At 35.0% G+C, this 14,237-nt stretch carries 8 protein-coding genes; 7 read left to right on the forward strand and 1 reads right to left on the reverse strand.

The features are described from left to right. Window positions 1–11 precede the first annotated feature (11 nt). From glmS to HNV10_RS02070, 5 genes are all read left to right on the forward strand, one after another. Entirely contained in the window at window positions 12–1,859 is a 1,848-nt protein-coding gene (glmS, locus tag HNV10_RS02050; protein ID WP_173299663.1) for a glutamine--fructose-6-phosphate transaminase (isomerizing), read from the forward strand. A 174-nt stretch (window positions 1,860–2,033) separates the two neighbouring features. After that, window positions 2,034–4,766 (forward strand): TonB-dependent receptor, encoded by a 2,733-nt coding sequence (locus HNV10_RS02055; RefSeq protein ID WP_173299664.1) that lies wholly within the window; start codon window positions 2,034–2,036, stop codon window positions 4,764–4,766. An 11-nt stretch (window positions 4,767–4,777) separates the two neighbouring features. Beyond that, window positions 4,778–6,271 carry an SGNH/GDSL hydrolase family protein gene (locus tag HNV10_RS17415; protein WP_173299665.1) on the forward strand — a complete coding sequence of 498 codons (1,494 nt, stop codon included), beginning with the start codon at window positions 4,778–4,780 and terminating at the stop codon, window positions 6,269–6,271. A gap of 169 nt (window positions 6,272–6,440) precedes the next feature. Further along, a complete protein-coding gene (gene atpD / locus HNV10_RS02065; RefSeq protein WP_173299666.1) occupies window positions 6,441–7,949 on the forward strand; it encodes a F0F1 ATP synthase subunit beta in 1,509 nt (502 codons plus the stop codon). Between the two features lie 74 nt (window positions 7,950–8,023). Beyond that, window positions 8,024–8,299: a F0F1 ATP synthase subunit epsilon gene (locus tag HNV10_RS02070; RefSeq protein WP_173299667.1), complete on the forward strand. Its 276-nt coding sequence runs from the start codon at window positions 8,024–8,026 to the stop codon at window positions 8,297–8,299. Window positions 8,300–8,445: 146 nt separating this feature from the next. On the opposite strand, the gene HNV10_RS02075 is transcribed toward HNV10_RS02070, so the two are convergent. Continuing rightward, window positions 8,446–9,213: an XRE family transcriptional regulator gene (locus tag HNV10_RS02075; RefSeq protein WP_173299668.1), complete on the reverse strand. Its 768-nt coding sequence runs from the start codon at window positions 9,211–9,213 to the stop codon at window positions 8,446–8,448. An 87-nt stretch (window positions 9,214–9,300) separates the two neighbouring features. Here HNV10_RS02075 and HNV10_RS02080 point away from each other — a divergent pair, with 87 nt between their 5' ends. Both HNV10_RS02080 and dinB read left to right on the forward strand, forming a co-directional pair. Then, complete coding sequence (locus HNV10_RS02080) at window positions 9,301–12,321, forward strand: DNA polymerase III subunit alpha (RefSeq protein WP_173299669.1); 3,021 nt, start codon at window positions 9,301–9,303, stop codon at window positions 12,319–12,321. 501 nt (window positions 12,322–12,822) lie between these two features. Beyond that, a complete protein-coding gene (dinB, locus tag HNV10_RS02085) occupies window positions 12,823–14,040 on the forward strand; it encodes a DNA polymerase IV (protein ID WP_173299670.1) in 1,218 nt (405 codons plus the stop codon). Window positions 14,041–14,237: the final 197 nt, after the last annotated feature.

The following is a 14,237-nucleotide window of genomic DNA, read 5'->3' on the forward strand; positions in this document are numbered from 1 at the left end:
AAAATTAACCTATGTGTGGAATTGTTGGATATATTGGCCATCGAGAGGCTTATCCTATTGTTATTAAAGGACTTCAAAGATTAGAATACCGTGGCTACGACAGCGCAGGTATAGCTTTATACGATGGTAAGTCTATAAAACTTTCAAAAACTAAAGGAAAAGTTGCTGATTTAAAAGAAAGATTAGAAAGTGAAATCTCTATAGATGGCACTTTAGGCATTGGTCATACACGATGGGCAACACATGGTATCCCTAATGACGTAAACTCGCACCCACATTACTCTAATTCTGGTGATTTAGTAATTATCCATAACGGAATTATTGAAAATTACGATTCATTAAAAAAAGAATTAATTAATCGTGGCTACACCTTCCAATCAGATACAGATACAGAAGTATTAATAAATCTAATTGAAGATGTTAAAAAGAATGAAAACATAAAACTAGGTAAAGCAGTACAGATTGCTTTAAATCAAGTTGTAGGTGCATATGCAATTGCTGTTTTTGATAAAAATAAACCTAATGAAATTGTTGTCGCTAAACTTGGTAGCCCTTTAGCTATTGGTATTGGTGATGATGAATTTTTTATTGCAAGTGATGCTTCACCTTTTATTGAATATACCAAAAACGCTATTTACCTCGAAGATGAACAAATGGCAATCCTTAGAAGAGGAAAAGATATAAAAATAAGAAAAATTAAGAATGATGCATTAGTTGACCCTTATGTACAAGAGCTTCAACTTAATTTAGAGCAGATTGAGAAAGGTGGCTACCCACACTTCATGCTAAAAGAAATCTATGAACAACCAAGTGCTATCTTAGATACATTTAGAGGTCGTTTACTAAGCAACGAAGCTATTATTAAAATGGCTGGTGTTGAAGATAATATGAAAAAATTCTTAGCAGCAGATAGAATCATCATTGTCGCTTGCGGTACATCATGGCATGCTGGTTTAGTAGCGGAATATATTTTTGAAGATCTTGCCAGAATTCCAGTAGAAGTAGAATATGCTTCAGAATTTAGATATAGAAATCCGGTTATTACAGAAAAAGATATAGTAATTGCAATTTCGCAATCTGGTGAAACGGCAGATACTTTAGCCGCTATAAAATTAGCAAAATCTAAAGGCGCATTTGTTTTTGGTGTTTGTAATGTGGTAGGTTCTTCTATCGCAAGAGAGTCTAATGCAGGTGCATATACCCATGCTGGACCAGAAATTGGAGTAGCTTCAACAAAAGCATTTACAACACAAATTACACTTCTAACATTAATGGCATTGCGTTTAGCAAGAGCTAAAGGAACAATGTCTAGTTCAGAATTTAGACATCACCTTATAGAATTAGAAACAATACCTGGTAAAGTTGAGGAAGCTTTAAGCTCTGATGCATATGTAAAAACTGTTGCTGAAATATATAAAGATTCTAAAAACTGTTTATATCTAGGTCGTGGATTTAATTTCCCTGTTGCTTTAGAAGGTGCTTTAAAATTAAAAGAGATTTCTTACATACATGCAGAAGGATATCCTGCTGCAGAAATGAAACATGGTCCTATTGCTTTAATTGATGAGCAAATGCCTATTATAGTTATTGCTACTAAAAAAGGGCATTACGAAAAAGTAGTAAGTAATATTCAAGAAATTAAATCTAGAAAAGGTAAAATCATTGGTATTGTTACTAAAGGTGACGTTAGTGTTAAAGAATTAGCAGACCACGTTATTGAAGTGCCAGAAACCATAGAATGTCTTACACCTTTATTAACCACTATTCCTCTGCAGTTATTATCATATCACATTGCAGTAATGTTAGATAAAAATGTAGATCAACCTAGAAACTTAGCTAAATCTGTAACTGTAGAATAGTTAAAAACTAGAAATTAAATTTTATTGAAACGCCTTAAAATTGAGAATATCTCAATTTTAAGGCGTTTATTTTTACATATTTTGTTATGCGCGCATAATTTTTTGCATATTTCTTACCAATTTATCATATATTTAATTAAATTGCCCGTCTAATAAATTAACTAATACTCTAAAATGAAGACAATCTTAAAGCTTTGCGCAATGCTTTTTTGCGTGGTATCTTTTGCACAAACCACTGTAAAAGGTAAAATTATTGAAAATTCTGGGTTACCCTTACCTGGAGCTAATGTTGTAGCCGTAGGTACCAGTTCTGGTACAATTACCGATTTTGACGGAAACTTTACATTAATAGTAAAACAAGAACCTCCGTTTTCAATTCAAATAAGTTATGCCGGATTTGAAACTCAAACAATTGAAATAACTTCAAAAAATCAAGTTGTAGAAATAACTTTATCTGAAGGAAATGAACTTGATGAAGTTATTATTTCTGCATCCCGTACACCAGAAAGAATTTTCGAATCTCCTGTAACAGTAGAACGTTTTGGGCTAAAAGAAATTAAAAATACAGCATCTGCTGATTTTTATGGCGGTTTAGAAAATCTTAAAGGCGTTGATGTAAACACTAGTAGTTTAACCTTCAAATCCGTAAATACTAGAGGATTTGCAACAACTGCCAATACACGTTTTATGCAATTAGTTGATGGAATGGATAATTCTACTCCCGCATTAAACTTCCCTATTGGTAACCTTGTAGGTATGATCGAGACAGATGTACAGAGTGTAGAACTGCTGCCAGGTGCATCTTCTGCATTATACGGTGCCAATGCATTTAATGGTATTTTATTTATGCAAAGTAAAAACCCTTTTGATCACCATGGTATTAGTGCTTTTGTAAAAAGAGGTATTACGTCTCAAAAAGCTGCAGGAGATAATAACTATACAGATGTAGGAATAAGAATGGCTCATAAATTTAGTGATAAATTTGCAGCAAAAGTAAACTTTGGCTATTTGCACGGAAAAGATTGGGCTGCAACTAGCGAAGTAGACAGCGACATGGTTGGTGGAACAAGAGCTACTAACTTAAACTACAATGGTATTAACGTATATGGAGACGAAGTATCGGCTAACTTAAATGATTTAGCCGGAGGAACAGGTATCGTACCAGATGTGTTTGTTAGTAGAACAGGATATAATGAACGTGACCTAACTGAACATAAAGCAGAAAGCGTTAAAGCGGATTGGGGATTATATTATCGTCCAATAACTGATAGTAATTTTGAAATTCAATATGTTGGTAAAGTAGGTACAGGTACAACCATCTATCAAGGTACAAACCGTTATAATATTGATGGCTTTTTTCAGCAACAACATAAATTAGAATTAAAAAACGATAATTACTTTTTAAGAGGTTATGTCGTAGCAGATAGAGCTGGTGATTCTTACGATATGGTATTTACCGGAATCAATATCAACAGATCTTGGAAAAGTGATGAAGAATGGTTTGGTGATTATATAAATACCTATGTTGCAGCAACTCTAGGTGCAGGTGCTACAGATGAACAAGCACATGCCGCAGCACGAGCAGCAGCAGAAAATGGTAGATTTGAACCAGGTTCTGAAGAATTTAATAATGCATTTGACAGAATTATTAAAGATCCAGATTTAGCGACTGGTTCTAAATTTCAAGATCAATCAAAATATTATCATGCAGACGGTAATTACAATTTTAGTCACTTAATAGATTTTGCAGATATTCAAATTGGTGGTTCTTTCAGACAATATGACCTAAATTCTTTAGGATCAATTTACACGGACTATGATGGACCAATTAAATACAGTGAATACGGTATTTATACTCAAATTCAGAAAAATTTAGAATTAAGCGACATGATGGCTTTAAAAGTTACAGCCTCTGCGCGTTATGATAAATCAGAATTCTTTGACGGTTTTGTATCGCCAAGACTTTCATTAGGTCTAACCTTAAACGAAAATCATAATATTAGAGCTTCTGCTCAAACAGGTTTTAGAAATCCTACAACACAAGATTTGTTTATAGGACTAGATGCTGGTAGAGCGATACTAGTAGGTTCTGCTCCAGATAACTTAGACAGATACTCTAGAGACTACACCGCAAACAATGGAAACGTGTATACTCAAACTGGTGCTGCAGCTTATAACAATTCATATACAGCATCTTCAGTTCAACAATTAGCAGCAACAGGCGATTCTTCGGTATTAAACATTGCCAATCCAGATTTAGTTTCTCCAGAAAAAGTAACGTCCTTTGAGATTGGTTATAGAGGAAAATTTAATAAATTCACTGTAGACTTCAGTACATATTATAACAGATATCAAGATTTTATTTCTTCCGAAGTTGTAATAGCGCCATTATATGGGTCTGTTACTGATGGATCAGCTATTGCTGCCATTGCAAATAGTGACTTTACGACTTACAGTACATATACCAATTCTGATGTAGATGTTAATTCTTATGGAGCTTCAATTGGTTTATCTACAAAAATATTTGATGATTTTGACTTAGGAGGTAGTTATACGTTTACTAAACAAGATTTTGACCAAGCTGCAAACCCTGATTTTGAAACATATTTCAATACACCAGAACATAAATTTAAAGCACATTTTGGTAACACAGAGTTATTTAAAAACTTTGGATTTAATGTAGCCTATAAATTTAGCGATGATTATTTCTGGGAAGCAACTTTTGGAGATGGTATAGTACCAGAGTTCCATACGTTTGATGCACAGATTAATTATAAAATACCAAGTTTAAAATCTGTAATTAAAATAGGTGGTACAAACATTGGTGGAAAAGAATACTTTACAATCTTTGGTTCAGGTTATATAGGCTCAATGTATTACGCTTCTTGGACAATTAATAACTTATAAAAAATAGCAAAATGAAAAATATAAAATATGTATTACTATCAGCTATCCTAATTGGATTTACGGCATGTAATGATGAAGCAGATTTTGAAGACCAATTAGATAACCCAACCGTTGAGGTTGTATTACCAGATTTAACTGCAGGTGAAGCTGATTTTTCAAACTATATAGCAGTAGGAGCTTCTTTTTCAGGGGGTTTTACCGATAATGCATTGTTTATTGCTGGGCAACAAAATTCATTTCCAAATTTGTTATCTCAAAAATTTGCTCTAGTTGGTGGTGGTGACTTTACACAACCATTAATGAATGATAATATTGGTGGTTTTGTATTAGGAACACAAGTAGTTTCAAATCCTAGATTATTCTTCAATGGCAGTGGACCAGCAGTTTTACCTGCAACGCCTACAACACAAATAACAGATGTTTTAACAGGCAACTTTAATAATTATGGTATTCCAGGAGCTAAAAGTTATCATCTTGGTGTAGCAGGTTACGGTACATTAAATCCGTATTTCGGAAGAATGGCTTCTTCTGCAGGTGCAACCGTTTTAGGAGATGCTGTAGCCCAAAACCCAACATTTTTCACCTTATCTGAAATTGGAGGAAATGATGTTTTAGGTTATGCAACATCAGGCGGTGTTGGTGTGGATCAAACCGGAAATATAGATCCTTCAACGTATGGGTCAAATGATATCACAGATCCAAATGTATTTGCGGCATCATTTAGTGCAAGTGTAGATGCCTTAACAGCAAATGGTGCAAAAGGTGTTGTTGCTAATCTTCCTTACATAACATCATTAGCACATTTTACAACCGTACCTTACAACCCAGTGCCTTTAGATGCTGCAACAGCAGCTGCATTAAACCAAGGTTATGCAGCTTATAATGGAGGATTGCAACAGGCTTTCGCCGCTCTAGATGGTACCGGTTTATTTACAGCAGAAGAACTAGCACAAAGAACTATCAGTTTTTCTGAAAGTGCAAACAACGCTTTAGTAATTATAGATGAAACTTTAACTGATTTAGGAGCTATAAATCCAGCTTTTGCTGGGATTCCTCAATACAGACAAGCAACTGCCGATGATTTATTTGTGCTTCCCTTAAGCTCATTAATACCTCAAGGATATGGAACTCAAATCCCTTTAGAAGATAAATGGGCATTAATTCCTAGTGAACAATTAGCATTACAAACGGCTACTGATGCTTACAACGCAACTATTGAAGCAATAGCTGCAAGTAAAGGATTAGCTTTAGTAGATTTTAAAGGTATTTTACAAGAAGCGTCAACAACTGGTATTCAATCAGGAAACTTTATTCTTACTACAGATTTAGTGACTGGAGGATTAATTAGTTTAGATGGTGTTCATTTAACATCAAGAGGGTATGCTTTAATGGCAAACGAAATGATGAAGGCTATTGATACTACATATGGTACTAATTTTGAAGCTTCAGGTAATTTAATTGATGCAGGAGAATATCCAACAAATTACCCAGCAACTTTACAATAATTTCAAATTAATTATAATTATAAAAACGCTCTCAAAATGGGAGCGTTTTCTATGCTTAAAAAAGCCAAAAATTTGATATGGTATTTAAATTAAAACTCCTATCTTTGCAGCGCGAAAAACGAACTGTTTTTTCTCATTTAAACTATTGCAAAACAAAAACATATAAGTAATGTCAAAAGTTACAGGTAAAGTTGCACAAATCGTAGGTCCAGTTATTGATGTAGAATTTGCTGCTGGTTCAGAGCTTCCAAAGATTTATGATTCGTTAGAAATTAAAAACCAAGATGGTTCAATATTAGTTTTAGAAGTACAATCTCACATCGGTGAAAATACTGTTCGTACTATTGCTATGGATTCTTCTGATGGTCTAAGTAGAGGTACAGAAGTTGTGGCAACTGGTGCTCCAATACAAATGCCAATTGGTGAGGATGTTTACGGACGTCTTTTCAATGTTATTGGTGATGCTATTGATGGATTAGGTGACTTACCTAAAGCTGGTGATGCTGGTTTACCTATTCACAGACAAGCACCTAAATTTGAAGATTTATCAACGTCTACAGAAGTTTTATATACTGGTATTAAAGTAATCGATTTAATTGAGCCTTATGCAAAAGGTGGTAAAATTGGTTTATTTGGTGGTGCTGGTGTTGGTAAAACAGTATTAATTCAGGAGTTGATTAACAATATTGCAAAAGGTCACGGTGGACTTTCTGTTTTTGCAGGTGTTGGTGAAAGAACACGTGAAGGAAACGATTTACTTCGTGAAATGTTAGAGTCTGGTATTATTAAATATGGTGATGACTTTATGCATTCTATGGAAGAAGGCGGATGGGATTTAGCAAAGGTTGATAAATCAGGAATGAAAGAATCTAAAGCGACTTTCGTATTCGGACAAATGAATGAGCCTCCTGGAGCTCGTGCTCGTGTGGCACTTTCAGGATTAACTATAGCAGAATATTTCCGTGATGGAGCTGGTGAAGGACAAGGAAAAGATGTATTATTTTTCGTAGATAATATCTTCCGTTTTACACAAGCTGGTTCTGAGGTATCTGCATTATTAGGTCGTATGCCTTCTGCAGTAGGTTACCAACCTACATTAGCAACTGAAATGGGTGCTATGCAAGAGCGTATTACATCAACAAAAAGAGGGTCTATTACATCTGTACAAGCGGTTTACGTACCTGCAGATGATTTAACGGATCCTGCACCAGCAACAACGTTTGCGCACTTAGATGCAACAACAGTATTATCTCGTAAAATTGCAGAGCTAGGTATTTATCCTGCTGTAGACCCACTAGATTCTACTTCAAGAATCTTAACTGCTGATATTTTAGGTGAAGAACATTATGCTTGTGCACAACGTGTAAAGGAGTTATTACAACGTTATAAAGAATTACAAGATATTATTGCCATCTTAGGTATGGAAGAATTATCTGAAGAAGATAAAATGGCTGTTGGTAGAGCAAGACGTGTACAACGTTTCTTATCTCAACCGTTCCACGTAGCTGAGCAATTTACAGGTATTCCTGGTGTATTAGTAGACATTAAAGAAACGATTAAAGGTTTTAACCAAATTATGGATGGTGAATTAGATCACTTACCAGAAGCGGCATTTAACCTTAAAGGTTCTATTGAAGAAGCTATTGAAGCAGGAGAGAAAATGTTAGCTGAGGCATAATTGGTTAATAGTTTATAGTTGTTGGTTATCAGTTATCCCAACAACCATCTACTAACAACAAACAACTAAAAGATATGTATTTAGAAATTGTATCACCAGAAGCCACATTATTTAGCGGAGAAGTTACTTCAGTAACGGTTCCTGGAGTAAATGGTGAGTTTGAAATGTTAACCAACCACGCACCTATTGTATCTATCCTTAAGGAAGGACATGTAAAAGTTGCTGGTGATGTTCAGTTAGAAGAAGAAGTTGAAGCAAAATTCACGAAATCTGACAAAGGCGTTTGGTTAGCTATCAATTCTGGAACACTAGAAATGAAAGATAATAAGCTAATTATTTTAGCAGATTAATTCAATCATTATATAAATTAAAAAAGCGCGAAATACATATTTTGCGCTTTTTTTTATGTTTAATTTTTTGGTGTTCAATTCGGTTATTTCTTCAAGTCTTGAGTTTTTGTTCTAACAGCAAAGCGGTCTTGTTTCTAATAAACTAGCTACATTTGTTTCACAGCCTCCAACTCTACTTTCAATTCTTGAAATAACATCATTATACTACTTAGTTTCAATTCCTTTTCATCATATTCTTGAGTATTAATACAGCAGGTAAATTCCCAAATTTCTAAGATATTTTCACGCTTAACTAAATATGGTTGATACGTCTTATTATCAGAACTCAATAACAAATTTGTAGTATCGCCTTCAGGTATATAAACACGTTTATAAACCAAACCATCATCCTTAGTTAAGATAATATAAGTACGTCCATTTTTAATATCACCAATATCTTCCGTAAACTTTGCGACTATAAAAGCACCATCTTTTACAGGCAACATAGAATCCCCTTTAATAGGAAATGCTCTGTGTGTACCTGTTGGTAAAAAGGGCAATTTTATTTTTTGAAGTTGCTCTATATATTCTGGGTCATCATAACCAGATAAATAACCTGCAGAGGCCTTTGCTGGTATAATTTCAATTAAATCTTCATTGTTTTCGCTAACCGTTACCGGAAACAAGACACGCTTATTCCCTACCTCTATAAACGAGGTGTCTTTTGCTTTGCGCAAATCGTTTTTTACCAAAATATCAATAGGAATATCAAAGAAATTAGACAAGTCTATTAAACGGTCTATTGGTGGCTCAGAACGACCTTCTTCATAAGAACCCACAACGGAGCGTGTCCAGTTAAGTTCGTCTGCAAAACGCTCTTGAGACAGCTTTCTAAGCGAGCGTAAATGTTTTATGTTGGCTTGAATGGGCTTCATTAAATTATAGTTTTAACATTAATTACTACAAATGTAAGCAATAAAAACTACACATAGTAGCTAATTTTACAATCTAGCTTTTTTATTATGTATTTAAATTGTCACACTTATTTTAGTCTTCGTTATGGTACCATAAAACCAGAACAATTGCTCGCTATTGCTTCAGAAAATGGCGTACAAACCCTTGCATTAACAGATATTAACAGCACATCGGCTTGCTTAGACGTGATGCGTTTATCTAAAAAATATAAAATAAAATCGGTCCTTGGTGTCGATTTTAGAAACCGCGCCAAACAACAATTTATTCTTATTGCTAAAAACAATAATGGTTTTCACAGTATCAATAACTACCTCTCAAAATTTCTTCATAATTCAGATCTGCAAATACCTGAACGACCAGATGAAGATATACAAGATAGCTTCGTGATTTATCCGTATCAATCTGGAAAAGATTTCGAATTAAAACAAAATGAATTTTTAGGCATCACACCACAAAATCTTAATCGCCTTAAATTTTCAAAATGGAATCAATTCAAACATAAACTCGTGGTTTTAAAAACGGTATCCTTTCAAAATAAAAAAGGATTTAACACGCATCGCTTACTACGTGCTATTGATAATAACACACTGTTGAGTAAACTTCCAAAGTCTGAAGAAGGCAGCATAAACGACATGATGTTACCGTATAATGAACTCTGCGAAACCTATGCCGAATTCCCAAAACTCATTAGTAATACCGAGCAACTTTTACAAAGCTGTAAGACGGATTTTAATTTTGAAAACGTAGTACCTAAAAATCAAAAATGCCTGACTGACAATGAAACATCAGATTATCAACTGTTAAAACAATTGACTTACGATGGTATTCCCTATCGTTATGGCACTGATGTAGAAAAAAAAGTGTACGACCGCATTGAAAAAGAACTTAGCGTTATTAAACAACAAAACTTTGTGTCCTATTTTCTCATCAATTGGAAAATTTTAGAATACGCGCGCAGCAAAGATTATTACTACGTTGGTCGTGGTAGTGGTGCCAATAGTATTATTGCGTATTTATTGCGGATTACAGATGTAGACCCAATTGAGCTGGACTTATATTTTGAGCGTTTCATTAATCTATTCAGGCAAAACCCACCCGATTTCGACCTCGATTTTTCCTGGCGCGATAGAGATGATATTACCAATTATATTTTCAAAACCTTTAAACACACAGCGCTTATTGCAGTTTATAATACCTTTAAATTTAAGGCTTCTATACGCGAATTAGGAAAAGTTTTTGGCTTACCAAAAGTCGAAATGGACAAATTAACGCGAAAAAAATACAACCTTAACCAACTCGATAAACTCTCGCAACTGGTCATAAAATATGCAACCTACATTCAAGGATTCCCTAATTATTTAGGGATTCATGCTGGTGGCATTTTAATTTCAGAACAACCTATTCATTATTACTGTGCCACATTTATGCCACCAAAAGGGTTTGCAACTACGCAATTTGATATGGTGGTTGCAGAAGATATTGGTTTGTATAAATTCGATATTTTAAGTCAGCGTGGCTTAGGAAAAATAAAGGAAGCTGTAGAAATTATTGACCATAATTACACGGAACAACCACCTATTGACATCCATGATATTAAACGCTTTAAAAAAGACAAGCGTATAAAAGATTTACTCAGAAACGCCAAAGCCATTGGTTGTTTTTATGTAGAATCGCCAGCCATGCGTATGCTCTTAAAAAAGTTGCAAGTGGACAACTATTTGGGCTTGGTTGCGGCAAGTTCCATCATTAGACCTGGTGTTGCCAAAAGTGGTATGATGCGCCAATACATTTTACGCTATCGTTATCCCGAAAAACGAAAAGACGCACATCCTGTGTTGCAAAAAATTATGCCAGAAACTTATGGCATCATGGTATACCAAGAAGATGTGATAAAAGTAGCACACCTTTTTGGTGGTTTAGATTTAGGCGAATCTGATATGTTGCGTCGTGGTATGTCTGGAAAATTCCGCTCACGAAATGAGTTTTTTAAAGTGAAACAAAAATTCTTTGACAATTGTATAAACGATGGTAAACCCGAAGCTTTAGTTGCCGATGTTTGGCGACAAATTGAAAGTTTCGCAGGCTATGCATTTGCTAAAGGGCATTCCGCATCTTACGCTGTAGAAAGCTACCAAAGCCTGTTTTTAAAAGCCTATTATCCCTTGGAATACATGACAGCCACCATTAATAATTTTGGCGGATTTTACAGTACAGAACTCTACGTCCACGAAGCAAGAATGCACAATGCAACCATTGAAGCACCATGTATTAATCGTTCGTTTAACCAAGCCATTATAAGAGGAACAACTATTTATTTAGGTTTTATGTTTTTACAATCTCTAGAATCTAAAACCATCAATCGCATACTCAATGAACGCGAAAAAAATGGCACGTTTCAGTCCTTAGATGATTTTATTGAGCGTGTACCCATTTCTATTGAGCAGATGTCTATTTTAATAAAAATCAACGCCTTTAGATTTACAAATATCAATAAACGTGAGTTGCTTTGGGAAGCCCATTTAAAAATTAGTAAAACCGTAATTCAAGACGAGGTAATTACGCTATTTAAAACCCAACGCATTAACTATAACACACCAGAATTGCCAAGTACCGACTTAGAAAACGCTTTCGATTCTATTGAATTACTCGGTTTTTCACTTTGTAATCCTTTCTTTTTACTAGAAACACCTTCGATTAGTAACTTAAGAGCCAAACACCTTATAAAGCTTGAAAATAAGTTGATTATTATTGAAGGCTATTTAATAACCACAAAAAACACTAAAACAGCCAATGGAAAAATAATGCATTTTGGAACCTTTTTGGATCGCGATGGCGATTTTTTAGACACGGTTCACTTTCCGCCTGTGGCAGCCAAATATCCTTTTAGAGGTAAAGGGATTTACAGCATTATAGGTAAAGTAATGGTTGAGTTTGATTGTGTAACGATTGAAGTTTCAAAAATGGAACGCTTAGCCATTATTGAAGACCCTCGTTATGCAGTAAAATCTTTGAATCCTACGTTTCAGAATAAACGAAGTTTTACCGATTTGAAAAGAGCCATCAGTTAAAAATTTTAAAAATATTATTTCGAAATCCTGCAAGGTTTCTAAAACCTTGTAGGTATAACTAAAAACATTAAAAAGAATAACATGGCGTCACTTCGAGTGAATTTGTAAGGCACGAGTAAATTTGTATCGAGAAGCTTTAATAAATCATAAGGTTCTCGATAAAGCAATTTTTTCGGCTTTAGCTACAAAAATTACCACTCGAACTGACGGAAACTATGAATTGTTCGTTGGATTTTACACCCCTAAAGTCCCCTCAAGGGGACAGTCTCACTGTTGCGAATAAAAAAATCTAACAGATTTTTTTATTAATTGTCCCCTTGAGGATTATAGAAATAAAAAGCGAAAGCTTTTGTTGAAGATACCGAGCGAAGCTCATTAGGGGTGTTTTTTTACAAACACCAAATCCTGCAAGGTCTTTTTTGACCTTGTAGGTATAAAATCATCTCTTAATACCTACAGGGTTTTAGAAACCTTGCAGGAAAAGAAAACCCAAATTAAAAAATGAAGAACAACCGCAGCATCGTACATATGGATTTAGACACGTTTTTTGTGTCCTGCGAAAGGCATATGGACAGTAGTCTTAACGGCAAACCTATACTTATTGGTGGCACAAGCGACAGAGGTGTGGTGGCTTCTTGTAGCTATGAAGCCCGAAAATTCGGCATTCATTCTGCCATGCCCATGCGTATGGCAAAACAGTTGTGTCCAGAAGCTATTGTACTTAGAGGAAACTCTGGTATTTACACCAAATTTTCCAATATGGTTACAGATGTCATTAAAGAAAGTGTGCCGCTTTACGAAAAAACATCCATCGATGAATTTTACATAGACCTTACCGGAATGGATAAGTTTTTTGGTTGTCATAAATTGGCTTCAGAACTGCGTCAAAAAATTATTAAAGAAACAGGTTTGCCGATTTCCTTTGGCTTATCGCTTAATAAAACGGTATCTAAAATTGCCACAGGCGAAGCCAAACCTAATAATGAGATACGTATTCTCTCTGGTACCGAAAAACCCTTTTTAGCACCACTTTCGGTTAAAAAAATTCCGATGGTTGGTAATGTCACTTATAAAGCCTTGTGCGATTTGGGTGTAAAACGCATTCAGACTATACAAGATATGCCCATGGAACTCATGCATAAAGTATTGGGCAAAAACGGCCTTGTGATTTGGAAAAAAGCCAATGGCATAGATGATTCGCCAGTGGTACAGTATCATGAGCGCAAATCTATTTCTACAGAACGCACGTTTAATCAAGATACTACTGATGTTGCTAAACTGAAAGGGATGGTAATTGCTATGGCCGAAAATTTAGCCTATCAATTACGACGAGGGAATAAATTAACAGCTTGTGTGATGTTTAAGATTCGATATTCCGATTTTCAGACGTACACGCAACAACAACGGATTCCTTATAGTGCCATGGACCACACTATAATTCCTGTAGTGTTAGATTTATTCAAAAAACTATACCATCGTAGGCTTTTAGTACGACTGATTGGTGTAAAATTTAGCCATTTGGTAGAAGGTGGACACCAAGTTAATTTATTTGAAGACAACGAAATGCGCCTTAACCTCAGCAATGCCATGGACAAAATGCGCGAACGTTATGGCGACAGAGCTGTAATGAGTGCTGCTGGTATGGAAGCCAGAACGATTAGTCGTTTTAATCCTTTTAATGGCGAGCCACCACCTTTATTGGCGAATCGTAGGCGTTGATTATAACGTAAGACCTATCAGGTTTTTGGATAAGTGTTCGAAAGCACTATATTATTTACACCCCTAAAGTCCCCTCAATAGTACAGAAAGCCAATCTATCTTAACACTCATAACAAATAGTGACACCTTTTGTCATTTCTGCGAAAGCAGAAATCCACAACAGCACCATATCCTATAATTCTTGGTAACTCTATATC

Source organism: Winogradskyella litoriviva (genome assembly GCF_013249065.1).
GTDB lineage: Bacteria > Bacteroidota > Bacteroidia > Flavobacteriales > Flavobacteriaceae > Winogradskyella > Winogradskyella litoriviva.